The sequence below is a fragment of the Legionella sp. 27cVA30 genome, assembly GCF_024160945.1.
Taxonomy (GTDB): domain Bacteria; phylum Pseudomonadota; class Gammaproteobacteria; order Legionellales; family Legionellaceae; genus Legionella_A; species Legionella_A septentrionalis.
In genome coordinates this window covers 711,435-736,203 of sequence record NZ_JAMYXK010000001.1, presented here as the reverse complement: position 1 = coordinate 736,203, position 24,769 = coordinate 711,435, and the positions used below count along the sequence as shown (strand labels likewise).

Sequence of the window (24,769 nt, the reverse complement as noted above, 5' to 3'; positions counted from 1 at the left end):
AGCTTTTCTTGCTGTTATGCTGAAATTTCCGACTGCCTGCAAGTCGCATGGCTGGTTTTTTTATCAGATAAATAATCGTGTAAAGCCAGTTGCGTCTCTGCATTAGCTTCAAATCCGAGCTTGGTTCGCCGCCATAAAATGTCTTCCGCAGTTTGGGCCCATTCTTCATTAATTAAATAATTAACTTCAATTTGATATAAAGTATCCGTAAACTTCAAGCCCAAATCGGATTGGGTATGTGCATCAGCCAGTAATAACTCTGTACGCGTGCCATAATTTTTTAAGTAGTGATGCAGAATCTTTTCATCAAGCCAGAAATATTTGTCGAGCGCATAAGCTTCATAGCGGCTTAAATCCAATTCTTTAAAACGGGCTCCGGGCAAGGGAGTCACTTGGGTGCAGGATGGTTTTAAATGGGGAAAAGTGGTGCGTAGCTGCTCCACCGCTTGCTCTGCCAGTCGCCGATAAGTGGTAATTTTCCCGCCGAAAATGCTGACTAGTGGAGCAGGAGCATTGTAATAAGAGTAAGCATAATCCCGGCTCAAGGCTTTCAAACTTTTCCCCTCGGCAGATAAGAGTGGTCTGATGCCGCTCCAAGTATGAATGATGTCTTTTTCGTCGATAGTTTGCCTGAAATATTTATTTACCAAGGTGAGCAAATAATTTATTTCTGCCGCATCAATATGAACTTCCTCCAGTTTTTGCTGAAAGGCAACATCGGTAGTGCCAATCAGGGTATATCCATGATAGGGGATGACGAATACAATTCGTTTATCATCATGCTGCAGCATATAAGCATGTTGCCCTTCATATAATTTATGCACAACGATATGACTGCCTTTTACCAGGGTTAAATTATACGTTGCAGGTACGTGCAACATGGTATTAACATATTCAGCCCATGGGCCGGTAGCATTAATGACAGTTTTTGCCCTGATTTGAAAGGGCGTCGTTTTGCCGGATTGCAAGGTAAGGCGCCATTGTTGTTCACACGCTTCGGCCGCAATCAATTTCGTACGGGTTAAAATGGCAGCGCCATGCTGTTTAGCTTGTAGAGCGTTCGCCACCGTCAGCCGGGCATCATCAGTAATGCAGTCATAGAAAAGAAAGCCTTTGCTTAATTCCTTAGCAAGCGGTGCAAAATATTCGGGGTTTTGCTTGCGGCGGACTGATTGGCTGGCAGGCAGGCGGTTTTTGCGGCTTAAATGATCATATAAGAAAAGGCCGGCGCGCAGGATTAAACTTGGGCGCATGTGCTTTTTATGAGGCAAAACGATGGGGAGGGGGTGCACCAGATGTGGCGCGATATGCAGCAAAGTTTGCCGCTCATCCAGCGCTTTTTTAACCAAACTGAAATCAAAATACTCGAGATAGCGTAAGCCGCCATGGATCAGTTTGGTGCTGCTTGAGGAAGTTTTTGCGGCCAGATCATCTTGTTCGCAAAGAAAAACGGATAAGCCCCGCATCGCAGCATCCGCCGCACAGCCGCAGCCATTAATTCCACCGCCAATAATGGCCACATCGTAAAGCTGCTCCATTTTTTAAGTCCCTGATTATTGCACTCGAATTAAAGCCTTTTATAAGGCAGAATATATTTTTGTTTCCGCAACGCGTCTGTTTGCCCTTGAACCAGGGCAAAACATAAATCCTTCTGCCAGGTATAATTAAATTTCAGTATCGTCTGTTGAAATGAGCCAGTGCAGCAGAAAGATATTCAGACATATATTATATTGGGAATTAAAAATCAATGAGTTATCTTTTAGCCATCGATCAAGGTACCAGCAGTACAAGAGCTGCCTTGTATTCAGAAGAAGGGATTCTTTTACATATGAGTCAATATCAGTTGACTCAATATTACCCCCATCCAGGGTGGGTTGAACAGGATCCGGAAGAAATCTGGCAGAAGACATTAAAGGCCATACGCGATGTCACGGCTGCTGTTACAGGTAATGAAATTTTGGCGTGTGGTATAACCAATCAGCGTGAAACTACAGTCATTTGGGACAAAGAAACGGGTGAGTGTTTATCTCGTGCGATTGTCTGGCAAGACCGCAGGACACAAGAATTTTGTTTATCCTTAGCCGAATACGCCGAGTTGCTGAATAGGAAGACCGGTTTATTTCCCGATTCTTATTTTTCAGCAACGAAATTGCATTGGTTATTAGCTCATATCCCGAAAGCCCGGCAACTGGCCAAGCGTAACCAACTGGCTTTCGGCACAATGGACAGTTTCATATTATGGCGCCTTAGCGGTGGTAAAAGCCATGCTACAGATATAACGAATGCTTCCCGCACTTTATTATTTAATATTACTGAACAGCGGTGGGATGAGGAATTATTACAGTTATTTGCTATCCCGCTAAGTATATTGCCCGATGTGTATGCTTGTGATGCCCATTTTGGCATCATGGACCCAAAATGGTTGGGGGCAGCTATCCCTATTACTGGCATGGCAGGTGATCAACAAGCCGCCTTAATAGGACAACGCTGTTTTGAAAAGGGGATGATAAAAGCTACGTTCGGTACGGGCGGATTTTTGTTGTTGAATACAGGGGAGACACCGGTAACGTCTAATCATAAGTTGCTTACCACCATTGCCTATCGTATTCAAGGCCAAACTATTTATGGGTTAGAAGGCAGTTTATATCAAGCCGGCACAACGGTTAAATGGCTTCGTGATGAACTGAAGTTATTTAAGCATGCCAGTGATACGGAGGCTTTGGCAGCTTCCCTTGCAGGTAATGATGGCGTATATCTGGTTCCTTCTTTTACAGGATTGGGTGCACCGCATTGGTTAAATACCAACGGTGCCTTAATTGTGGGCTTATCTCGCACGAGCGGGTCTGCACATTTTGCGCGCGCCGCATTGGAAAGCGTGTGTTATCAAACTCGGGAAGTTTTGGCTTGTATGAGGCACGACAGTAGCTTGGGTTTATTAACATTGCACGTGGATGGGGGAATGGCTGCTAATAACTGGTTCTTGCAGTTTTTGGCATCCCAGTGTGGATTAACCGTACAAAGACCTCATGATATCGAAACCACCGCGTTGGGGGCGGCAATCCTTGCAGGAATTGGTTGCGGCGTCTTTAATTCCCTGCAAGCATTACAGCAAAATTGGTGCGGGGGAAAGGAACTGCGGCCTGAAAATAACAAGGAAAAAATAGAGAGTGACTATCAAGGATGGCAGCGCGCCTTGCGCATGCTCAAATCGGGTTGATTTAAAACCCGCTATAAAGCTATGCAGGCGCCCTTTGCCTCATTTTTTCCCACTGCATGGCAAGCACCACTTTGTATTAATTTTCTTTTGATAAGCAAGGCTCATGAGTAATCATGTCTTCCGCCGCAGCAATAAGAATTATTGACAGTGATCATGTTGCGTTTAGCAGCAAGCATCCCTTGGGGTTTGTTAAATTATTGCGCGATACAATGGATGAGAGAGGTTAAAAATAATATACTCCTTGCCTTAAGCAAGGGTGCTTTTGTTAATAAAATTATCGGGTGCAACGTAGAAGATCGCCAACTTGAGCGTAAGCGAGGGATTTTAAGTCAGTACCCCTGCAGTCACAGGATGCAAAATTTTTATTGACGTTGTTCGTTTCTTGTTGTTATTCCTATGAAACCAAAAAATATTAAAAACCGTGGGGCCGTCAGCAACCCGCCTGGCCGCTTTGAAACCATTACTCAGGAAGATTTTGACGATGGATGGGATTTGGCAGAAGAAGCATTGCCCTTGCTTGAAACTGCTTTTTTTCCGGAAGCGGCCAAATCGATTATTAGCCGTAACGATTCGCCCGATCTTGGCTTTGCGCAGTCCATCAATCCATACCGCGGTTGCGAGCACGGCTGCATTTACTGTTATGCAAGACCAAGCCATGCTTATGTGAATTTATCCCCGGGCATTGATTTTGAGACAAAAATTTTTTACAAAGAGAATGCACATAAACTGCTTGAAAAGGAAATTAATAAGTCCAATTATGTATGCAAGCCCATTGTCATTGGCGCCAATACCGATCCCTATCAACCGATAGAAAGCAAACTTAAAATTACGCGGCAGTTGCTGGAAGTGCTTAATCACCATAAGCATCCTGTCAGCATTATTACAAAAAATTCACTCATTGAACGGGACATGGATTTATTAAGCGAACTTGCAAAAGAAAACTTGCTGCACGTTGCAATCAGCATTACCTCGTTATCGCCAAAACTTAAACTTATTCTTGAACCAAGAACATCAACGCCCCAAGCCAGATTAGGGATAGTAAAGGAGTTAAGCCTGGGTAATATTCCTGTCCGCGTCATGGTGGCACCAGTTATCCCCATCATTACCGATAATGAAGTTGAAAAAATTCTAAGCGCCGCCTCCGATGCCGGGGCGAAATATGCAAGTTATGTCTTGCTCCGTTTGCCTTATGAAGTAAAAACTTTATTTAGGGAGTGGCTGGAAAAACACTTCCCTATGCGTGCCGAGCATGTGATGAGTATTATCCAGCAAATGCGTGGCGGCAAGGATTACGACGCTACTTTTGGCAAAAGAATGCGGGGGGAAGGTGAGTTTGCGAACTTACTCGCCACCCGCTTTAAACTGGCCTGCAAGCGTTTTAAATTAAACCAAACCCCTTTGCAAGCGCTAGATACGCAAAAATTTACAAAAAAAGAAAAATCATACACACAATTAACTTTGTGGGGAGAAGAACAATAGCACCAACAGGGCAAATATTCATTTCTGGAAGTTGATGTTTTTCATTTGGTCAGTTTGCTTTTGATTTATTCCTTGCTTATAATTATCAATACTTTAATCGATGTGAGAGCGATAATGGCTAATGACAATCAAGATCCGATACAGCAACAAGGAAGCATTCAAGATCAACAGCAGGAGCAGCAACAAGAACCCAACGTTAAACAGCAGCCTCAAAATCTAAAGTCACTTGGGGTACAACAAGGAGAATTGGAAGATACACAAAAAGACGTAAAGGAAAATGAGGCAATTGAGGAAGCGGCTAAAAAACTTAGAGCGCTAACAGAAAACTATTTAAATGGTTTCTCGGAAAAAGACAAGAAAGAAAAAAGAGATCTCCACGGGCACGCTACCCACCTTAATAAATTGATAAATAAGCAAGATGCTAAGACGGCAGTTGCTGAATTCTACTCTTATTTAGCTGAAGATGATGGCATGAGATTTCAGGCATTAATGGATGATAAAAGAGGTCAAAAAGTTGCCCTGGTTATTCTTGCCGTTGCTTTAACCATCAGTGGTTTCTTACTTGGCGTGATTCCTGGGGTGATTGCCGCCATTGCTATTACTGCCATAGCGCACAAGCAAACCGGCTCAGTTTCTCAAACCTTTGGCACGCTTTGGCATGGCAAAGGCAGTCAGTATGCCAAACAAGTGGGCAAGATCGAGGAGGGTCTTGAAAATGCTCATCCTGGTGCTACTCAGCCAGTCAAAGGCGAAGAAGAAGACGAGAGTCAATCACTTACTCCTTCACAATAATAAACCCCTTCTCCCATAAAAGTTAAGCTGGAAAATTTTCCAGCTTAACTTTCCATGATTTAAGCCCATTCAAGGCATGAAATCCGCCTCACGTTGCAACACAGATGTGAACTTAGGTGAAAACACGCATGCGTTTTTAAGCTATATTAATTTTAGGGAATAAAATTAAATACATGCAAGGAAATCGCTATGCTCAAGTTGCTGGTGCTTTTGGCAGTCTTGTCGACCGGTTTGCTATTGCCGTTTCAGAATAAAGATTCCGCCGAAGTCGTTCGACAAGAAAATCAAGCCATAGCTTATATGGATAATCTTATCCGCACTGGCCAAGTTTATCCTGCCATGAGCGTCCAACCGTTTAGCGATATTAGAAACATGCTGGAAAAAGAAGCGTCCTTGAAAGCGCCACTGATTAATAAAGTTTTAACTATTTTAAAATGCACAAAAGAATACGACGTTACTCATAATAACATGTTAACCATTATCGATTATTCGCTTCCCTCCAGTGAAAAACGCTTGTGGATTTTTGACCTGCAGCAAAAAAAATTACTATTCCATACTTATGTATCGCATGGGATTAATTCAGGTGCCTTACTCTCGGAATATTTTTCCAACAAATACGACAGTAAAACCAGCAGCATCGGTGTTTACAAAACCGAAGCTGCTTATTATGGGCGCGAAGGGGTATCGCTTAAATTAAATGGCTTGGATAAAGACTTTAATGATAATGCCTCTAATCGGGCCCTGGTGATGCACGGTGGCTGGTATGTGGAAGAAGATTTTATTAAAAAATACGGCAGGGCGGGGCGAAGCTGGGGATGTCCTGCCGTACCGCTGCATTTGGCTAAATCCATTATCAACACGATAAAAGATCGTTCCTTGTTTGTAGTTTATTATCCAAGCGATCGCTGGTTTTCAAAATCAAAATTTCTAAATTGCAGTCCTGCTGTGCATAATTCTCAGCTTGCGGAAAATAAGCCGGAAATCAAACCGGTTGATTTTCGTGAAGATATTTTATTTGCTGATATCAACAAAAATAATCAACGTGAGGAACATGAGCCCATTATTGTTATGCCAGCGGACAGCTATGAACGTGTGTTTCATGCAAAAGCCCCGCTAGCGCGCATGTTAAGACGGCAAATAAATAATATGGAATATGTTGCGTTGAGTAATGCCGAATTCAAAGATTTAATTGCAAAGGGTGGGGAATATGAACGGCTTGGCAGTTTAAATTCTATTTACTTTGTTATTCCGGTCGTTAAAATGCGCCGAGGTTATTATGCGACTGAAATGCATATTGTCACTTTGGGTAAGATAAAAGAAGTAAAATTAAATTCAGGCTCTTCCCTGGAAGATATTAAAAATCATATCGTGTTTTTCGAAGAAAAACCGCAAGTTAATTTAAAAGCCACCAATCGTTTCATCAGGTGGTTGGGATTGTAGCAGGACGGTTAATTTGTACACTCTTTATTATTGTGAGATTCCTACGGTTCTTGGAACCATGTTAGCTGTAGCGGATGAAAGTTTTTTGCATCTTCTGGAGTTTGTTGATTGCACTGATTTATCCGATAAAATACGGCGCTTGCAGCAACAAACTCGTTCCAAGCTTGTATTTGGCATGACCTCGCCGCTATTAGCTATTCAGCAAGAACTCAGCGCCTATTTTTCAGGCGAGCTTCGCGTGTTTAAAACCCCATTCTTGCTGGCAGGCAGTGATTTTCAAAATATGGTTTGGCAGGTTTTGTATTCCATTCCTTATGGTACATTAAAAAGTTACAGCGAATTGGCGTTCATGCTGGAAAGGCCGAAAGCTTATCGGGCGGTTGCACATGCGAATGCCACAAATCAAATTGCCATTTTAATTCCCTGTCATCGCATAGTGCGTAACAATGGACAGCTTGCAGGGTACAATGGTGGGATTAAACGTAAAGCATGGTTAATCGCTCATGAACAAAAAACAGGCTCGGGAGGTAGCAGTAATAGGAATTAAAAAATCATTGCAAGCAAGGTAAGTTCAGGTGCAGAAGTTAAACCGAAAGTTTAGTCCGCAAGAGCGCCAAATTATATTTAAATGTAAGTAGATTTATTCCAGCTTATGGATAATTTATTTTTTTAACTTCCTGGCAATGAGTTCATCGAAAAGAATTTTCTTTTCTGCCGATAATTCTGCCCGGCGCTTAGCCATGATGTCTGGTATAGGGCCTTGTACACAATCTTCTGTTAAGCGATCGGTTATCAATAAGCCGTTTACGTGATCAATTTCGTGTTGTAAAACACGTGCGTAAAAACCTTGTACTATTTGTTGCTGTGAAATGCCTTCTTCATTTTGATACTGTACCTTAATTTTTTTGAAACGTGGCACTTTTCCCGCCAGGCTGGAGACAGAGTAGCAACTTTCATAGTCAAGGATAATATCGTGAGGGTTTATAGGTTCGTAGGTGGGGTTAATTAGAATGTGCATCGGGTAAGGGATTGCATTATCCCGCAGCAGTGCGGCGTTTTCCGGGATATAAATTGCAATGATGCGTTTACTCATATTCACTTGTGGGGCAGCTAATCCTACTCCTTCCAGTTCATACAATTTTTTTTTCATCGCCCTGATTAACTGTTTATCTTCATGATGCAAGGGAAAGGGGACGTTTGCTGCCGGAGTTTTCAGAATTTGGTAAGCTTCATTTTGTTCTATGGTAAGGATGTTCAAATTAGTATTATGCATTTGGGTCATAAGGTAGACGAGTAAACACAGGAAGTTCATTTTAGCTAAATTACAGTAAACATAAAGAAATTGCCCTAAGGCTATCTCTAATTTTTATTATTGAAATGATTTATTTATACCCACAGCTTTATCCACAGAATTTGTGGATAAGCATAAAATTGGGGGTAAATATTTAAATAATACTTGGATTATGAAAGGAAGCCACTTCCTGTTTTTTATCTGTTTTTTTATGAAAGAATTTACTGGAATGCTCTTGATGGGCAAATCTTTGTATTAGTTCTTCAAATTCCTTCACTTCTTCCCCGCTGGTATCCGGGTGAGCCTGTTTATACAATTTTACCAACTCAGGCATGCTAATCTTTTGTTTTGCATAATATTGGGCGGCCAGCATAAAATTGTTTCCCTCTAATGCACCGAGGATTATATGCGGCAAAAAAATATGGTTTGCATAATTATTTTCATAATGTTTGACCCATTCGTCATTCCCCTTCCTGGCATGATTCCTGGCTAAAAGGCTTGGTGAAACATGGTGTAGAGCGATATAAGCTTCTGCTTCGGAATGATAGCCTCCTTCCACATAGCCGCAAGCTATCAAGGAAGGATTGCTTTTATAATGAGTGCGATAAAATTCAACAGACTCATGATCTCCTGCCTCAGCAAATCCACAAGCAATCCAATCTTTTAATTCGGCATCCGAGCGTTTAGCTATTTTTGCATAGTTTTTCTGCTTGGCATAACCTCTAAAAATTTGACTGTGCTCGATGTCATATTGTTTAAGAAAATCAAGTGATTCTTCATCGCCTTCGTAGGCAAGTTGAGCTGCTGCAGTCCAGTGGAGTGAAGCGGGCTTGGGAGCGTCTAGCAGTTTTTTATTAAACGAGAGAGAGGTTTGAATAAGCAATTCAATTTGCCTGTTGACCATTGCATTTAGCAAATCGCTATTTTTATCCTTGCAGGCTGCATAAATTTCTTGATATAAATTCACAATAAGACCTTAATTTATAGGGATTGTGCAGTATTGCTGCATTTGAGATGGGCAGCAATACCAGAGGTTTACCAGTCTAAAAATATTTTAAGTGAGTCATGAATAAATTATTTCATGCTGGTTTTTTGTATACTCTTCTTCTATTTTTTTGGCACTTTGTACTGTTGATTTCAGAGGATCTTTAGAGTGCGTAAAAAACAGGGTGCCTGCCAATACTGCAGAAGTAATGCCCCCGGCTACAGCGCCAATGGCAACACCAGGAATACCGCCGGCAGCAAAGCCAATCGCTGCCCCCGCAGCAATAAGAGCGACAGAAGCAATCAGGGTGAGGAGAATTTTACCTACAACTGAGCTTTTAAAAGGAGTAACAATTTCATCAAAGTGTTTGACATCATCTTTGCTAATTTCTCTGCGATATACTCTTGTTGCCAAGTCTTTGGATTTCATTGCAAGCATCAGGCAATTTTTAGAGTCAAATAATGCGCTGTTTTTATTATATTCTTTAAGCGTTTTTTCTTTCATTGCTTGCAGTGAGGTAACGAAATCATCAAGGGTTTTTCCCTCGTCTAAATCATCAAAATAATCAAGCGCTTGATCGAAGATTGCTGCAATTTTCCGGGCGTTATGTATAGGGCTGGTGGAGGGGATGGGAGTGTAAAAAGAGGAATGGTCCTCTATAAATCTAAATGTTGGCTCTAAAGCGGGATAAGTCTGAGGAAAGGGAGGGTTGAATATGAGTTCTTTTCTTAAAAATTTGCTTCCATATTCCATAATCATCGTAGTATACACGGGGTTATCTGCACATATAGGCTCTTCATTAGCTTGGTTGCGCACGCCAAAATGTTCATGCAGACCACATTCATCCCAGGCTAAATCCATCGCGCCCTCATCTCCCCTTACGCATAATGCAGTGGCCAAAGTACCTATCAGGATAAGATGCATTTCATAGTGTATGGCATCTTCATCATAATCGGTCGCTTGTGCTTTCAGCTTTTCCAAAAGCTCATGGCCAATTTGACCAACGAGCTTCGCTTTAAGGGGATGATTCTGCAAAGTTTGTTTCAATGCATTTTGGGCGAGAGATATTTGGGGTCGTCTCAGAAAACGGAAAAAATCGTACGCTAAGCACCGCAAAGAAACTCGTGATGGACAGGCACGCTACGGTCGCGGGTCGTGCCTGCCCATTGCTCAGTTGCCCTTGACGCGCAACAGTGTCAGCGTACCGGCAGCCATCAACACGGCCGCCAGCCCGAAACCGATTCCGAGCCATCCACATTATACCTTCTACAAAAAGCCGGTTGTCTGATCCCCTCCGACCAGGATCCCCCGACTTACCTGGTAAGCAATCTTTAATCCTGTTCCATTCATCATCTGTAAGCATAAAACCACCATGTCATTTCTATCGCAGATTATACACAATCATCAATGTCGACAGAACCTAATTTCAACTTCTATACAAAGCTCTAATTATTTATTTTTGCAAAGGCTTATAGGATTACATAATTTGGTTGTTTTTGCTTATGGAATTCAAGAAAATTTTATTTAACAGGTGGCCGCGAGGCACGGCCAACCTTTCCTAAGACTTTCTTGAGCTAAGGGGTATTGTGTTTTTTCTCTGATTCTGTAGTTTTTGGGGGATGGGCATTAGTATTCATCGCTATTGGATCGGAGAAAAATTGGAAAGTTGGGGGTAAAACGCTTTGGCGCGCTGCCGGGGCTCTTACTGATTGTTGTTCTGCTTGACTGTTGCTCGCCGCCGCTTGAGTTTGTTGCCTTTTGGAGGCTGCTTCTTCCTGTTTTCTTTGCATCGCTCTTTTGTAAGATGCTAAATAACCCTCTGCGTAAGGTTTTTCTCCTAACTCTGAAAGTTCTTCCCTGGTAAGTTTTGGTTTATTTATCTTAACATGGTATCTAGCCAATTGCCCTCCTTTATCGGCAATTAGTTTATCTCTATCATTAACAAATTGTTGATAAAACTTTTTATAAGATTCTTTATAAAGAAAATCTGCGTTTGCAAACTCTGGGCTGTGGTCTTCAGGACACGGCAGATTTTGTAGAATACGTTGCTGTGCATCGTATTTTGCTGAATCCATTGTGCATTCATCTTTGAGGCGTTGTTTATATAATTCATTCTTATCTTGAGGTTGTTGGCTAAACGACTGCCCTGTTTCTTCGCGCTTGCGTTTTTCTCCAACACGAGGAGTTTGCTGCGATTGTTGATTATTTACAGATTCCACTAAATGTTGCGATGGTGGAAAACTGGGTACGGAAGTAAATTGTGGTATGGCGGCTTCCTGGGCCATCGAAGTGGGTTGTAATTGAGGCAAGGAAAAATATTGCGGGAAAGATTGTTGGTTTTGATAAGAAAAGCGCTGTGGTGTAATAAACGGGCCTAAAATGTCTTCAGCACTTAAAGAGGTGGTTGGGGGGATTATTAAAAATGTTGATTTCAAAAACTCTTCAGAGAAAAAAGCTCTTAGCGGATTTTCTTGCGGTGAATCCATTCTTTGTCTTTTGTGTTGATTATTCATAATGATTGCCCATACATACAAATTGGTTAATTATAATTCAAAAAAATTATATTTACTACTAAAAGATTTTTATTTGCCTGTCAGCACAAAATGGGGCCAAGATAGTACTTACCAGTTTTGGAGCTATAAGTGTGGCAAAATTCTATAAGGGCAATCAAAAAGTAGAGAGCATAAGCAGATATGCTTATAAGAGTTGAGGAAAAAACGTCTTGAAAAGTATGCCCAGCTCTCAGGATGAATTACAATTTGCACATAACCCTTTAATTTCCACGGTGCAGTTCATAATAGAAAATTGAATGGATTTTGCTGATTTTGTTACCGGAGTAAAATCAATAATATTTTCAAGCTCTTTAACGAAATCGCACTGATTACAAATAAGAAACTGAGTTTGACCAAGATGATGTCCATTTGAGCAGGCAACATATGATTTAAGACTATCAATGCAATGAATAAATCCCTCTTGATGCCAAAACTGAATAGCACGATATACAGTAGGGGGATTGGGTTTATTAATTTCATTGGACAATCTTTGCAAAATATCATAAGCCCCCAGCGGTTTGGTTTCATTTGCTAATATCTTGAGAACCTGTTCTCTTGGATTCGTAAATCGGTAACCATGGGCGATACAATGTTTATAAGCTTTCTCTAGTAAATTTTCAGTCATAAACTGCATGAATGTGTTGAAGGTCTATCGGTTAGTTTATCAGATTTATACTCAAAAATAATTGCACCAATTCTCTACATCATCTTCGGATAAACATTTATGAGCACTTGAATATGTTATATTGTAACACTTTTTAAAGTGTTATATTATACCATTTTTTCGGGGCAGTGTAGATAGTTTAAAAGTACCTGTGGCGAGTTTGTCAGCGTTTTGGCGCAGGAAAGTGACGTCATAATAATGAAGCGATAAAGAGTGCTGAAATTAATAACGATACGACTAAGTTTATATGGAAGTGAAATCGCTTAAATCAGAATTCTGGTTTATAAAAACTCATGATCTGGAACTGCAAAAAGTTTATATGGCTACTCTTTTGCATATGACTTATTCACACAGGTAAGTTTATTCCCCAAATACGCACTTAAAGCATTAGTTTCTAATCATTAAATCTAATAAATGCAGGTATTGTATGGCGCTTATGTATTTTCGATTTTATCTTGCTAACTCAGAACATCTTGATCTTCTTAATCAGGAAGAGGCTATTCAGAACTATCAATTAATTTTAAATGAGGGCAAAAAATTCGGTTTGATTCGCGCATCATTGGATTTGATTAGCTCAGAGAAAAGCATCAGCATTTTATGCGAATCGAAAGAAGATGTTATCGATGAACAGAATAAATGGATTAAATTTTTACACGAAAGACAAATCCCTATCACTGAAAAAATAGAGCATGAAGTACTTGAGGAAGAAGAATATCCTCAGCTTCATTGCACGCACGGGGGCTGTCACCATGACCATCATGACCATCATGACCATCATGACCATCATGACCATCATGACCATCATGACCATCATGACCATCATGACCATCATGACCATCATGACCATCATGACCATCATGACCATCATGACCATCATGACCACCATGACCACCATGACCACCATGACCACCATGACCACCATGACCACCATGAAAATCACTGGCTAAAGGCTGCCTTAGGCATAGTATGTGGTATCGGTTTATTAATCCTCTCAGTCGCAAGTTTTAATATTCCGATGATTGCTTACTACGCTATCACAGGCTTCTCTACTTTAATGACATTGTATTTAGGATACAAAGTTTACCATTCTGCCTTGCAAGCATTGGTACAAAAAAGATGGGCAATGCCTATGCTGTATACCATAAGCACCTTAGCGCTCGTTGGGATTTCCATTGCAAGCTTATTTGTTCCCGGTCTACCAATGATGCTTGAGTCAGCACCTCTTATTTTAGGTTTTTGGCATTTGGGTGAAGCCATTGAGCACACTTTATTGGACAAAATTAACGAAGAGCTGGATGTACGTGACTGTGCACCGGAAACAGTTCTGTTAAAAGGCAACCCAGACCGGCAAGTTTCCGTCAAGCAACTTATTCCTAATGACATGATTGTCATTGAAAAAGGGCAGGTCATTCCTGTTGATGGAGTATTAACGCAACCAGCGCTCCTGTATACAACGAGAATCAATGGTTCACCTTATCTCAAACAGTTTTCTCCTGGTGAGGCGGTAAAGGCTGGTATGTGTTTAGCAAGCCATATTCCTACATTGGAAATGCGGGTAACACAAACACACCAAAACTCTTACTTATCCTTAATTGCAAAAAATATTAACAAGGCGAATGATGAAAAAGCCCCTATTGAACTGGTCGCAAGCAAAATATTGAAATATTTTGTTCCAGGATTACTTGCCATCGCCATAATCGCAGGGGTGGTTACCTCGTTATTATTCCCTCCGGCTTTGGCAGTTCAATGCGTCATATCCATCCTGGTGAGTGCATGTCCCTGTGCGTTGAGTCTTATCACCCCAATGGCTGTTCGCATTGGTATGAAAAAAGCTTCTGAAAAAGGGGTTCATTACAAAAATGGTAAAATGCTGCAGGCAGCAGCCGACATTGATATCGTCGTTTTTGATTTAAATGGAACGCTGACTGAGGGAGAAATTTCAATTAATAGACTGAGCATTCAAGATGAAAAATTGTTGAAGTTTTTTGCATTATTAGAGGGCGAATCTGATCATCCAGTAGCAAAAACGATTAAGTCTTACATAGAGCAGCAGGGGATCACCATTGATGAATCATTAGAGGTAACTCATGTTGATAAAAGTCATCACTCAGGAATTAAGGGAGATATCAGCGGTGAGACCTTTATGGTTGGCAACAAAGAGATGTTATTTGCAAATGGAATTAACCATATCAATGCACCTTATGATGATGTTAAAAACGGCACAATATACATGGTGCGGGGGTCCACAGTAATAGGGCAAATTGCACTAACTGATCCTTTGCGTAAAGATGCTATTGCAACGGTTAAGCAATTAAAATCAATGGGGAAACAAATTCATATTTGTACAGGTGCTGATAAAGCAACTGCAGAACAATATGCTGCATTGCTGGGAATTTCCAATGATAACATTTGCGCCAATACGGTAGGTGTAACAACTACAGGTGAAACATCGGAAATATCAAAAGAAAGTTATATTCGGGGATTACAGCGCCGTGGCCACAAGGTTGCTATGGTAGGGGATGCCGCTAATGATCTTACCGCTATTGCGCATGCTGACATAGGGGTTGCTGTAAAATCGAATATTGGTGATACAGTAACCGAACAACATGCCGGAATAGTCATCCAGCAAGGGTTATTATTTCCTTTAGCAACGGCATTTGATGTGTCTGCCAAAACAAACCGAAATATTTTCCAAAACTTATTCGTGAGCTTCACCTATAACACGGCTATCACGCTCGTGACGTCAATATTGTTTATTGCATTGGGCTTTGCGCTGCATCCTGCGGTGGGTGTTACCTTGATGATATTGGAATCTGCTATTGTTTTAGCAAATTTATACCGCTTGAAACAGCAAGAAACAGTGTCGCCTGTCTCTAATACTGCAGAAAACGAATTGAACGGCGAACATGTTGAGCAAACAACTGCAAAAGTGCTTAATTCCTTAGGTTTTCAGACAAGAAATTCCTTGGGTGTATCGCAAGAATCAATGGTGGAAGATTTATCAGAACACCCTGTCGTCTTTACTTCTGCTGGAAGACAACTCGGATTTTTCTCTGCTGTTAACAGTAGTGAGCATGGAACTGCAAGGGACAGGGTACTTTCAGATAATGTTCCCGTGTTTATCTAAGTTGCAATTATGTATGTTAGCAAGAACGAATTAGGCTTGATCACGTTAACAGTTGATGAACATATATGATAGTGGCTGGCTTTAAAATTTACATCAACCAAAGATTGGCAGCAAATATTGCCAGTCTTTGGTTTAACGGCTTAAACTTAAGATGGCTTATAGGCTGTCTGCGCATCTGGGGACATAGTGTTATCCTCAGAATTTACTAACTCTCTTCTTAAGCCAATTCTCAGCAATTCCTCAAGAGATTCCTGTCTTAAAACATAATTTGTCCCAACGATAGGTATTTCTCGGTTAGCAGGAGATTGGTGAGCAGCAAAAAATCCTATGCTATTACCAACAGGTCCAGAATTTATCGGTCCTCTTGTTAAGCTAATTTCCACTTCTTCGAGGGATTCTTCCTTTATAGCATAATTTGTTCCAACAAAGGGTCTTGCTCGGTTACCAGGGGTTTGGTGAGAAGTGCTATTACTAACAGACTCAGAATTTACTAACTCCCTTGTTAAGCCAATTTCCAGCAGTTCCTCAAGGGATTCACTTCTTAAAACATAATTGGTTCCATCAATGGGTGTTTCCTGGTGAATAGCCGGTTGGTGAGAGGCAGGATTTCTTTCGACTTGATCCTTGTTATCAATGTCAGGGTTATCCTTACGGGGTGGAAATTGCTCTTTTTGCATTGTGATTCCTATGGTTTTAAATTGAACTATTGTAGTAATAATTGGGCTTGATGGCAAGTTAATGTAAAAATATATAAAGATGCCTGGTTGTGCATGCTGGTATTATGTTGCGAGTGTTGGTAAGTTTTATGCTTAACTCCTAACTAATAAAGGGATTTATGAGTCTTATAGGGTGCATTAAATTATTAAGAAAAATAAAAATTGAGTTAATAATCAGCAAGCCTCGTTTAGTAGGGCTTGCAAATCAGGTTACCGTTGGGGAATTATTGGCTGATGAAATTTCAAATGAGGAGTGTTTTTTAGATAATTTATTGGAGAAATTAGAAGAAAAGCTTACAAACAATACGCTCACGTTTGAAAATGAGTTGGCAGAAATTGAGCGTTATTACGAACAGTCACCTAAACATTATCTTTTACCTGTCAAAAAAGAACTTAAGTTAATTCAGGAAAAATACCTTCAATATCTGGAAGAAGAAGCTGATATTTATGCAGATAATGAAGCCATACAATGCCAAGAACCTGACGCGCTTGAGGATATTTTTTTAGATGCGCATAGCTTAAGAGACGCGATTTATCGTAAATTCTTGTATGATGGGAGCCGAATTGCGGAGTTAAGCCAAGGGACTTTTCAGGGAATAGGTTCTTCCAAAGGATACTGCTATGGTTTTTCTGTTGCTATGGCAGATGAGAACCTAAGTCCCTATCTCAATCCAGGCTCCATGATCCCATTAAATGAAGTAATATACAACATTCAAAAGAGCGGGGAGGGCTACCGACATTGCAGGATAACTCTTCCGTGTTTTTGTCCTGAGCTTCATACGCAGGCACAAAATTTAATTCAAATTGCAAATAATCATCGCGGAGAGGATTTGTTAATTTATCTGGGTTCATTTTCGGTTAAACATGCTTGCTATTTGTCCGTGCAAAATGATGGCAAAATTCGCTACACGGATCCTAATCATGGTGTATTTCGTTTTTGCAATGAACTTGATTTTAAGAGGTTCTACATCGCAAGCTTTTATGGATCTGGCTCGCCTTATTACTTTTATGAAGTAAGGAGGCTAGCAAAGAAAAATGTATCCATGCTGCAAGCGGGGAAGGAAAGTATAAGCTTGCTGCTGCCTCAAAAAAAAGACCCTGGTAACGATTTTATGTTTAGAGTCAGCATTGCCAGCTTAATCACGCTGCCTTTCTTACTCTATTGCGCAATAATGTACAAGGAAAATGATCTCAACGATAATCCCACTCTTATACTGGCGATGGTAACTGCTTTCATGTTATTTTTTAGCGTATTTTTAACCTTTGAAGAATTGCGTGGCCTTTTGCATTGCTGCGAACAATTTTTACCTGATTTAAAAAAAGCAGAAGCCTATGATGATTTAATGAGAATAATGGGTTTTAAAAACGAAAAAGAAGTAATCAATTTTTTATTATCTAAATCTTCGCAAAGCTCAATTGTTTCCTATTCTATTTTTAACCACGGAGCTTCTTCATCGGACAAATCATTGAAATATGAATTCGGAACTGAAAAAATATTTTCTTCATTTTAAGAGCTATACAATTCTCTTTATCCAGGAATTAACTAAGAAAGTAAGCTTTTTAAGTAAAGAATGTAAGAAAAGATGATTTACCAAAACAAACGGCAGAATTATTATTATACACTAGGTTATTCCAGGCTTTTTCGTAAATTAATTTTTATTTTACTTAAATAATAAAAACATATAAATAAATGGAAAAAAATAAGAGAAAATAAAAAGACATATAATGCTTCCATTCCTGCAAGGTCAATTCTTGGCCAATATTTGCTTAGTGAAAAAACTATAAGAATAGTCCCTGAAAAAATAAACGTATAATATTTATGATGTGGCAGCATTAATGCCAAAGCAGAATAAATAACTGCATATAAAAACTCAAAGATAAATAAAGCGTTTAGCCAAAGAGACCACCATCCTTTCACATCAGGATTGTTGAAGTCAGTGAGAATGTAAATAAGCTGTGCGGACAAAAAACTTATACTAACAATGCTTAGATCTATAAAAAACACTTGACGTTTCGTCAAGTGTTTATACTTGAGGTTTAATAAGGGTAAGGCTCTTTCTGATAAAAATATAGCCATAAGTATGCATGGCAGGCTAGATATAAATCCTTCAGTCAGATGGCTATTTGCTGCCAGACTTATTATGAATATTGTTACAACGTATAACGCTATCAGAAACCATGAGACAATATTAAAACCCATTAATTTTTTCATTGGAAAAGATAATCTATCAATTGAGTGAAATTGGGATTATGGATGCCTATTCTAGCAATTAACTATTTTGTCTTCTAAATATTTTATAAATCGCCATTAAAACATTTTAAACCCGATACGAGAAACTGTTCAGGAAGTAATATTCTTCAGCATCATCAGATTTATAGTGTATTAACGCATGCTAAAAAATATTTGCTACTTGAATTAGAAATGCAGAAAAATGTTTTTAGTGGGTTTGCAGCAGGTACTTTATTGCAGTCTTATACAAATAAATTATTTCCTATGATAAATTACGGCATTTTTAACAGTGATAAATAGGAACTACCATGTTTAATTCGTTCCATATGAGTGGCGTAAAAGCATATGATGAAAATAATTATGCAATAGCGAAAGATTTTTTTCTTCAAGCAATTGATAAAAACCCAGAAGTAGCAGAAAGCTACTTTTATTTAGGAAAATGTTACTTTTTCTGTGATGAAAAAGAGCAAGCTGTTTCTTCGTTAAAAAAATTCATTGAATTAAGACAAAATAATTTAGATGCAGTAGCTAATGTTTCTTATGCGTTTGATTTATTAGGCCAATGTTATGAAGGAAAAAATGAGGATGCTGCAGCACTACAATCTTACCAAACGGCAACTAAGATTTATCCAGCTGGAGCTTCGGCCTGGAACAATATGGGATTGCTTTATATAAAATTTGCACTGCATTATCTTGAAACCGATCTGGCAAACAGCGTTAAATTTTTTAAAGGCGCGCAAAGTTTCATTAAAAAAGCATTGGAAATATGCTGTGACAACCCTGTATTTTTACAAAGTATAGCCAGTTGGTATGAACAATACATTGAAGTCCTGGCGAGAGTGGTCGAAGATGAGCGAGTTGTACAGCAAAATATAGATAGAAATTTTAATTATGCAATACAATACTATCGAAAAGCATTAGCAGCATGCAGTGAACAAAATATAGTCTTAAGAAATATTATTTTATCTAATCTTACAGAATGCTTAGGTCAATATGGGCATCATTTTTATAAAAATAAAGATTATAAAAAAGCCCAAGAAATATATTTACAGGCACTCCATCTTGCTCCGGAACACCTGGTTATCATTAATCAAATGGGAATGTCCCTTTTTCGTTTGGCATGTTTTCCTGAAGCAAGAAAGTATTTTACTTGTATCTTGGAAAAAACAGAGGATAAACAAGAGCTTGCTGATGCATGGTTAAATATTGCCTGTACTTATAAAGCAGAGAAAGATTGGAAGAGTGCTGAACATGCGCTTAGCCAAGCTAAGAAATTTGCCCCGGAAGATCCTGCTATTAGTGAAGAAGAAATAAAACTACGTGAAGCAAAAGAAGCAGCGCTTCTTATCTCTACATCTCAAACATTATTTGCAAATTTAAATTCTGCTGCAAAAGAGGTTGAAGATAAAATAGTTCCTAATTTGAATTTCCAGTGAAGCACTGATTTAACTACAGCGCTTTGTTTGTTATTTAGAGTTAAACGAAGTGTAAAATAAATTTGGAACTGTGCATAAGTTTGGCTTCATTTTCTGGTATTTTAGGGGCAAGAGAATACTGCTTTGCAAATGTTTGAAAGTTACCTCTTTATTCGTGAGAACTAACGAATTAAAAGAGGTAACGTAGTTGGTTAAAGTCTACTCTCAGTGGTGCTATTAATGACATTGTTTAAAGATTTCTTTAATCTTATCTTCACGTTTATTAATAAATTCTTTGTACTTTGATTTTTGCTCGTCATTTAAGGTCATGAAAATTTGATTTTCGGCTTTTGTCTTGGCTTTAATTGTTTGACTAATCAATTGACCTGCTTCATCGGATAACTGTGTAAGTTTTGCATCGTCGACCTGATTGGATTGAGCTTGCTCTCTAAGCTTTTTATTTAAATCATCCAGTTGTTTCCAATTCGACATTTGATCTTTTACTAAGTTTTCCTTAATCGATTTGATTTTCCCTTCCTGTTCCGCAGTTAAATTTAAGTTTGTTTTCATTTCACTAATACGATCTGCACATAAGCCTGAATCATTATCAGCATGGGCAAAAGTAAAAAAACAGAAGGAAATAAAAAAAATAGCTATTTTGATGGGTGCTTTATAAATGATCATGATTGTCCTTAATTTAAAATATCCTAACACCAAAAATTATAGCCAATAACTTAAATAAAGTAGCGGAAATTATTTTTGAGTGCTCGCGGCTTCATACTTTTTTTAAATTAGTTATTAATTTAGCTTTTTTGCAGTTTAAATTGCATTGGACTATAGATTGTTATACCCAGACGGTCTTTAAGAAAGGAGATGCAGATGCCATATAGTAAAATCAATGAATTACCTAATAATGTAAAGGATAATTTGCCTCATCATGCCCAGGAAATTTATAAAGAAGCATTTAACAGTGCATGGGAACAATATGACAAGCCAAGTGAGAGACAAGGGGATCGCAGCAGGGAAGAGACTGCTCATGCAGTGGCCTGGAGTGCGGTAAAAAATGAATATGAAAAAAATACGAAGGGTGAATGGGTAAAAAAGAAAAATTGAAGAATAAGCGCCCCATATAAAACAGATAAGGGCGCAAGATTTTATATTAAAAGGGTTTATAATGATAACTCAAATGTAACGCTCACGCTTTGCAATGGATAGCAACTCTTCCCGGAATTTGGGGTGGGCTATGCCAATCAATGCTTTGGTGCGTTGTGCGGTTGTTAACCCCTTTACGTCGACTATGCCGTATTCCGTAACAATATAGTGGGCATCCATCCGTAAATCAGTGGCTGCTTTATTGATGATTGGGACGATGCGCGAAACGGTTCCCTTTTTCGCGGTCGAGCTGAACGCGATAAACGAGCGTCCTCCTTCTGAAGCTAAGGCGCCACGGACAAAGTCATTCTGGCCTCCAACTCCACTATACGTCCTGCCGCCAATAAATTCTGCATTTATTTGTCCAAAGAAATCAACCTGGACGGCACTATTGATAGACATAAAGTTTTTGAATTGGGAAATAGTGTTAAAATTGTTTACATAGGAGACAGGGTAAGCTTCAACACTAGCATTGTCATCGATGAAATCATACGTTCTTTTGTCTCCAAGGCAAATAGTATATACGTGTTTGCCGCGATTAAGTTTTTTGCATAGCCCAGTTACCACGCCTTGTTCTATGAGATCAACCATTCCGGAACAAAATAATTCAGTATGAATGCCCAGATCTTTATGATGTACCAATGATTCACAAATAGCATTTGGGATGCCGCCTATGCCAAGCTGAATCGTGGCCCCGTCAGGAACCCGCTCAACAATATATTGTCCTATTTTATTATCTTCTTCTGTATTTGCCCGGGCAGGAATTTCATCGATGGGTTGATCATTTTCCACTAATGCATCAATTTCTGAAATATGCAGACTTGCTTCGCCAAAAACTCTAGGCATGTATTTATTTACTTCAACGATTAGATTCTTACAATGCCTTGCTGCCATGAGACTGTAGGCGTTGGAAATCCCGAGGCTGAAATTGCCACCTTTATCCATTGGTGCCACTGTTAGCATAAAGGTATCTAATGGAATTTTTCCACTTTCAAATAAACGTGGTATTTCTGAAAAATTAGTGGGTAAAACCGACAGTAATTTTTTGTTTTCTTTAAGGCCTGCTTGTAACATTTCTCTATCCAGCTCGCTTAGACCAGACATGGGTACAGGCCGGAATATATCCAATAAATCGGGAGCAAAAATACTGTCGAATGCCGATTTGTAACTGTGTAAGTAATAAACGTGTAACTTGTCTATTTCTCCTTTTCTGCCACGCGCCGCCAGGGCATTTAATAAACTGGGAGGTTGTGAAGGGCCCCAACTTAAAGCAATGTTGCCTTCTTTGGCGATACAGTTGACGGCTTCTTCTGCCCGCATTCGTTTTTGTTTATACATTTCTTCAAACATGCCTGTCTTCCCTGTAGTTCTTGGTGGCTTTTGCAAGAATTCGTTCAGCGCTCCTAAATACGGGCACATCAATCATTTTACCGTTGATTTCACATACTTCACCCTTGGATTGTTTATAAGCGGCTACAATTTGCTGAGCTTTACTTACTTCTTCCGGGCTTGGCGTAAAAACCTCAAGGATGGATTGTATCTGTTCCGGATGAATGCAAAATTTCCCATAGTAACCCAAAGATTTTACTTTTCTGGTTTCATTTAAGAGTTCCGTTTTATCTGTTTGATGCACTTTCAGATAGGGCATGTCAAAGGCAATGATACCTGCCAATGCTGCGGATTTTACAATTTGACTGCGTGCGACAAACAAAGGTTCCCACTCAACATTTACTCCCAAGTCGGCAGCTAAATCGGCTCCTCCAAAGCAAATTGACTTAATATTTGTACTGCTTGTAGCAATTGCATCCGCATTATGAAGACCTAGCGCTGATTCAACGGTAGCAAAGTAGGAGATATTTTTATTTTTAAGAAGCTCATCTAAAATCTTTACCTCATCTGAATATTCAACTTTGGGTAAAATTAATGCATCAGGTTGAATATTATTTTCAAGGATTGCCACGATGTCTTTAATGCCGGCTTGTGTTTTTATGCTGTTGATCCGCAAACAATAATAAAAGTTATTTACGGGTGAAATTTGTTTAAAATATTTAATTACAAGATCTCTTGTGCTGTCTTTCTCTGCGAGGGCAATGGCATCTTCAAGGTCGATTACCACTCCATCAGCGCCTGATTCTTTAGCCTTTTCAAAACGCTGTGGCTCGTTTCCTGGAGTAAATAAGAGGGTGCGCAAAAAAGATATGTCCATTATCTTAGCTCTTGAAAATTCGACATATAGTTATATTAGACTTTCAATAAATACCGTCAAATTATAACTGCGCAGTGTAGGGTAGTTTTGTGTTTTCTATTTATTGCAACTGCTGTTTAGCGTATAGGCAAACAGGCTCTGTTGCTCAAACGGTTGTAGCGCTTGGTATAGTATAGTAAGGCAGTTATTTTGCTAATCAAGTTGTTAAGCATCATGTAAAAAAGTTAGATCTTGGTGAGATTACTTTTCAACCGGAGAACATTGAACCAGCTAGCAGTAAAGACGAAAGAAAACCCTTTTGTAAAAATAAGCAGAAAGAATATGCTCTTTGCTGCTTTCGACCCGCCACTGACATGAATGTGCTGGATGAAGTATCAGTTTATTTATTGGTAGCTGCTATCATTTCTACTTTTTGTCCAGGAAATAACAGAGCATTGGGATTGATTACGACGTTATCGTCTGCAGACAAGCCGGACAGGATTTCTACATTATTGGTACTTTTTATTCTACCGGTCACTACGGCACGAAATTGTATTTCACTATTTTTATCTACTAAAACTACCGAAGATTTTCCGTCGCGTACACTTAAGGCATTTGCAGGAATTAATAAAATATTTTTATTTTCCATGATTTGAATGCTCACTTCACCGCTTAATCCTGCCTGCAATTTATTGTTTTTATTATCCAAAATGAATTCCACTCGCATTGTCCCTGAATCCTCATCGACTTCTTTTGCCAGGCGAAAAAACTTGATTTTAAATGTGCGCCCAGGTAATTCTGCAAAACTTAAATTGGCCACGGCATTCTTCTCAATGGAAAATAACTGAGATTGAGGCACATCAACCACAACTCGCAGTTGATTAGTTCGGATTAATTTGAACATAGGCGTTGCATCTGTTGCATTAATTCGGTCGCCCTTCTCAATATTTCTTTCCGAAATTATCCCATCAAAAGGGGCTCTGATATTGGTATAATCAAATACTTTTCTAAGGCGCATGAGTTGGGCTTTATTTAAATCAAGGGTAGCCAAAGCAACTTGATATTCAGCCTGTTTTTCATCAAAAATTGAGCGTGCTACGGCTCCTGTGGTTACCAGTTTTTGCGCTCTTTGAAATTCTAAATCCGCTAGCTTTACCCTCGCTTCCTGCAATCTAACTTGTGCCTCTGCCTGTTTTATTTGCTCTTCAAGCTCTGGTGAGGATAAACGTGCCAAGAGAGTGCCGCTTTTCACTTGATCACCTATATCAACCAGGCGTTCCTGAACAAAACCATTCGCACGGGCGAAAATTAACGCGGATTCGATCGGATAAATTCTTGCGCTAAAAAGAAATGGTTCAGATAATACGGTGGGTTTGGGATGAATAATCCGTACCTGCATCTTCTTTGAGGTTTGTTCTCCTTCCTGTGCAGACTTGGCGTGGAAATATTGATAAAAAAGAAAAGATGAAAGAATTATAAAAAGAAAAAAAAGGCTTATATTTTGGTAGGTTTTTTTCATCACGT

At 39.4% G+C, this 24,769-nt stretch carries 22 protein-coding genes and 1 pseudogene; 10 read left to right on the top strand and 13 right to left on the bottom strand.

All coding sequences use genetic code 11. The features are described 5' to 3' along the window. Window positions 1–14 precede the first annotated feature (14 nt). Window positions 15–1,538: a glycerol-3-phosphate dehydrogenase gene (gene glpD, locus NKV53_RS03320; protein WP_126954978.1), complete on the bottom strand. Its 1,524-nt coding sequence runs from the start codon at window positions 1,536–1,538 to the stop codon at window positions 15–17. Between the two features lie 209 nt (window positions 1,539–1,747). On the opposite strand from glpD, the gene glpK reads away from it, so the two are divergent. The 5 genes from glpK (at window position 1,748) to NKV53_RS03295 (ending at window position 7,475) form a co-directional block, all read left to right on the top strand. Then, a complete protein-coding gene (gene glpK, locus NKV53_RS03315) occupies window positions 1,748–3,217 on the top strand; it encodes a glycerol kinase GlpK (protein WP_253350691.1) in 1,470 nt (489 codons plus the stop codon). Between the two features lie 396 nt (window positions 3,218–3,613). Next, window positions 3,614–4,696: a PA0069 family radical SAM protein gene (locus NKV53_RS03310; protein ID WP_126954980.1), complete on the top strand. Its 1,083-nt coding sequence runs from the start codon at window positions 3,614–3,616 to the stop codon at window positions 4,694–4,696. A gap of 114 nt (window positions 4,697–4,810) precedes the next feature. Further along, a complete protein-coding gene (locus tag NKV53_RS03305; protein WP_126954981.1) occupies window positions 4,811–5,488 on the top strand; it encodes a hypothetical protein in 678 nt (225 codons plus the stop codon). Window positions 5,489–5,677: 189 nt separating this feature from the next. After that, window positions 5,678–6,928 carry a murein L,D-transpeptidase catalytic domain family protein gene (locus NKV53_RS03300; RefSeq protein ID WP_126954982.1) on the top strand — a complete coding sequence of 417 codons (1,251 nt, stop codon included), beginning with the start codon at window positions 5,678–5,680 and terminating at the stop codon, window positions 6,926–6,928. A gap of 58 nt (window positions 6,929–6,986) precedes the next feature. After that, window positions 6,987–7,475, top strand: a complete 489-nt coding sequence (locus NKV53_RS03295) for a methylated-DNA--[protein]-cysteine S-methyltransferase (protein WP_126954983.1) — start codon at window positions 6,987–6,989, stop codon at window positions 7,473–7,475. A 114-nt stretch (window positions 7,476–7,589) separates the two neighbouring features. Here NKV53_RS03295 and NKV53_RS03290 read toward each other — a convergent pair whose 3' ends face one another. From NKV53_RS03290 to NKV53_RS03265, 6 genes and pseudogenes are all read right to left on the bottom strand, one after another. Beyond that, the gene (locus NKV53_RS03290; protein WP_253350689.1) at window positions 7,590–8,210 is read right to left on the bottom strand and encodes a peptide deformylase; all 621 of its coding nucleotides are present in this window, start codon (window positions 8,208–8,210) and stop codon (window positions 7,590–7,592) included. 163 nt (window positions 8,211–8,373) lie between these two features. Then, window positions 8,374–9,186, bottom strand: coding sequence for a hypothetical protein (locus NKV53_RS03285; protein ID WP_126954985.1), 813 nt, complete (start codon window positions 9,184–9,186; stop codon window positions 8,374–8,376). A gap of 96 nt (window positions 9,187–9,282) precedes the next feature. Continuing rightward, window positions 9,283–10,251: a hypothetical protein gene (locus NKV53_RS03280; RefSeq protein ID WP_126954986.1), complete on the bottom strand. Its 969-nt coding sequence runs from the start codon at window positions 10,249–10,251 to the stop codon at window positions 9,283–9,285. A 193-nt stretch (window positions 10,252–10,444) separates the two neighbouring features. Continuing rightward, a pseudogene (locus tag NKV53_RS03275) lies at window positions 10,445–10,567 on the bottom strand (transposase); the annotation flags it as partial. A 211-nt stretch (window positions 10,568–10,778) separates the two neighbouring features. Beyond that, window positions 10,779–11,717 (bottom strand): hypothetical protein, encoded by a 939-nt coding sequence (locus tag NKV53_RS03270; protein WP_253350687.1) that lies wholly within the window; start codon window positions 11,715–11,717, stop codon window positions 10,779–10,781. A gap of 229 nt (window positions 11,718–11,946) precedes the next feature. Then, window positions 11,947–12,381 carry a Fur family transcriptional regulator gene (locus NKV53_RS03265; RefSeq protein ID WP_126954852.1) on the bottom strand — a complete coding sequence of 145 codons (435 nt, stop codon included), beginning with the start codon at window positions 12,379–12,381 and terminating at the stop codon, window positions 11,947–11,949. A gap of 728 nt (window positions 12,382–13,109) precedes the next feature. Here NKV53_RS03265 and NKV53_RS03260 point away from each other — a divergent pair. Then, a complete protein-coding gene (locus NKV53_RS03260; protein WP_253350685.1) occupies window positions 13,110–13,367 on the top strand; it encodes a hypothetical protein in 258 nt (85 codons plus the stop codon). A 254-nt stretch (window positions 13,368–13,621) separates the two neighbouring features. Beyond that, complete coding sequence (locus NKV53_RS03255; protein WP_253350683.1) at window positions 13,622–15,547, top strand: cation-translocating P-type ATPase; 1,926 nt, start codon at window positions 13,622–13,624, stop codon at window positions 15,545–15,547. A 146-nt stretch (window positions 15,548–15,693) separates the two neighbouring features. Here NKV53_RS03255 and NKV53_RS03250 read toward each other — a convergent pair whose 3' ends face one another. Further along, window positions 15,694–16,224 (bottom strand): hypothetical protein, encoded by a 531-nt coding sequence (locus NKV53_RS03250; protein WP_253350681.1) that lies wholly within the window; start codon window positions 16,222–16,224, stop codon window positions 15,694–15,696. Between the two features lie 158 nt (window positions 16,225–16,382). On the opposite strand from NKV53_RS03250, the gene NKV53_RS03245 reads away from it, so the two are divergent. Then, the gene (locus NKV53_RS03245; RefSeq protein WP_253350679.1) at window positions 16,383–17,774 is read left to right on the top strand and encodes a hypothetical protein; all 1,392 of its coding nucleotides are present in this window, start codon (window positions 16,383–16,385) and stop codon (window positions 17,772–17,774) included. Between the two features lie 116 nt (window positions 17,775–17,890). On the opposite strand, the gene NKV53_RS03240 is transcribed toward NKV53_RS03245, so the two are convergent. Beyond that, window positions 17,891–18,475 carry a hypothetical protein gene (locus NKV53_RS03240; RefSeq protein WP_126954849.1) on the bottom strand — a complete coding sequence of 195 codons (585 nt, stop codon included), beginning with the start codon at window positions 18,473–18,475 and terminating at the stop codon, window positions 17,891–17,893. A gap of 326 nt (window positions 18,476–18,801) precedes the next feature. Here NKV53_RS03240 and NKV53_RS03235 point away from each other — a divergent pair, with 326 nt between their 5' ends. Next, on the top strand, window positions 18,802–19,929 hold the full coding sequence (locus tag NKV53_RS03235; protein ID WP_253350677.1) for a lipopolysaccharide assembly protein LapB: 1,128 nt from the start codon (window positions 18,802–18,804) through the stop codon (window positions 19,927–19,929). Window positions 19,930–20,145: 216 nt separating this feature from the next. Here the strand turns inward: NKV53_RS03235 and NKV53_RS03230 are convergent, their stop codons facing one another. Further along, on the bottom strand, window positions 20,146–20,592 hold the full coding sequence (locus NKV53_RS03230; RefSeq protein WP_127111602.1) for a Spy/CpxP family protein refolding chaperone: 447 nt from the start codon (window positions 20,590–20,592) through the stop codon (window positions 20,146–20,148). A gap of 195 nt (window positions 20,593–20,787) precedes the next feature. Between NKV53_RS03230 and NKV53_RS03225 the strand changes: the two genes are divergently transcribed. Continuing rightward, a complete protein-coding gene (locus NKV53_RS03225; RefSeq protein WP_127111601.1) occupies window positions 20,788–21,021 on the top strand; it encodes a ChaB family protein in 234 nt (77 codons plus the stop codon). A 69-nt stretch (window positions 21,022–21,090) separates the two neighbouring features. Here NKV53_RS03225 and NKV53_RS03220 read toward each other — a convergent pair whose 3' ends face one another. The 3 genes from NKV53_RS03220 to NKV53_RS03210 form a co-directional block, all read right to left on the bottom strand. Next, a complete protein-coding gene (locus NKV53_RS03220) occupies window positions 21,091–22,410 on the bottom strand; it encodes an acetyl-CoA hydrolase/transferase family protein (protein WP_158615002.1) in 1,320 nt (439 codons plus the stop codon). Beyond that, entirely contained in the window at window positions 22,403–23,266 is an 864-nt protein-coding gene (locus NKV53_RS03215; protein WP_126954844.1) for a CoA ester lyase, read from the bottom strand. Before NKV53_RS03215 ends, NKV53_RS03220 begins: the two co-directional genes overlap by 8 nt. A 379-nt stretch (window positions 23,267–23,645) precedes the next feature. After that, window positions 23,646–24,764, bottom strand: coding sequence for an efflux RND transporter periplasmic adaptor subunit (locus NKV53_RS03210; protein WP_126954843.1), 1,119 nt, complete (start codon window positions 24,762–24,764; stop codon window positions 23,646–23,648). Window positions 24,765–24,769 lie beyond the last annotated feature (5 nt).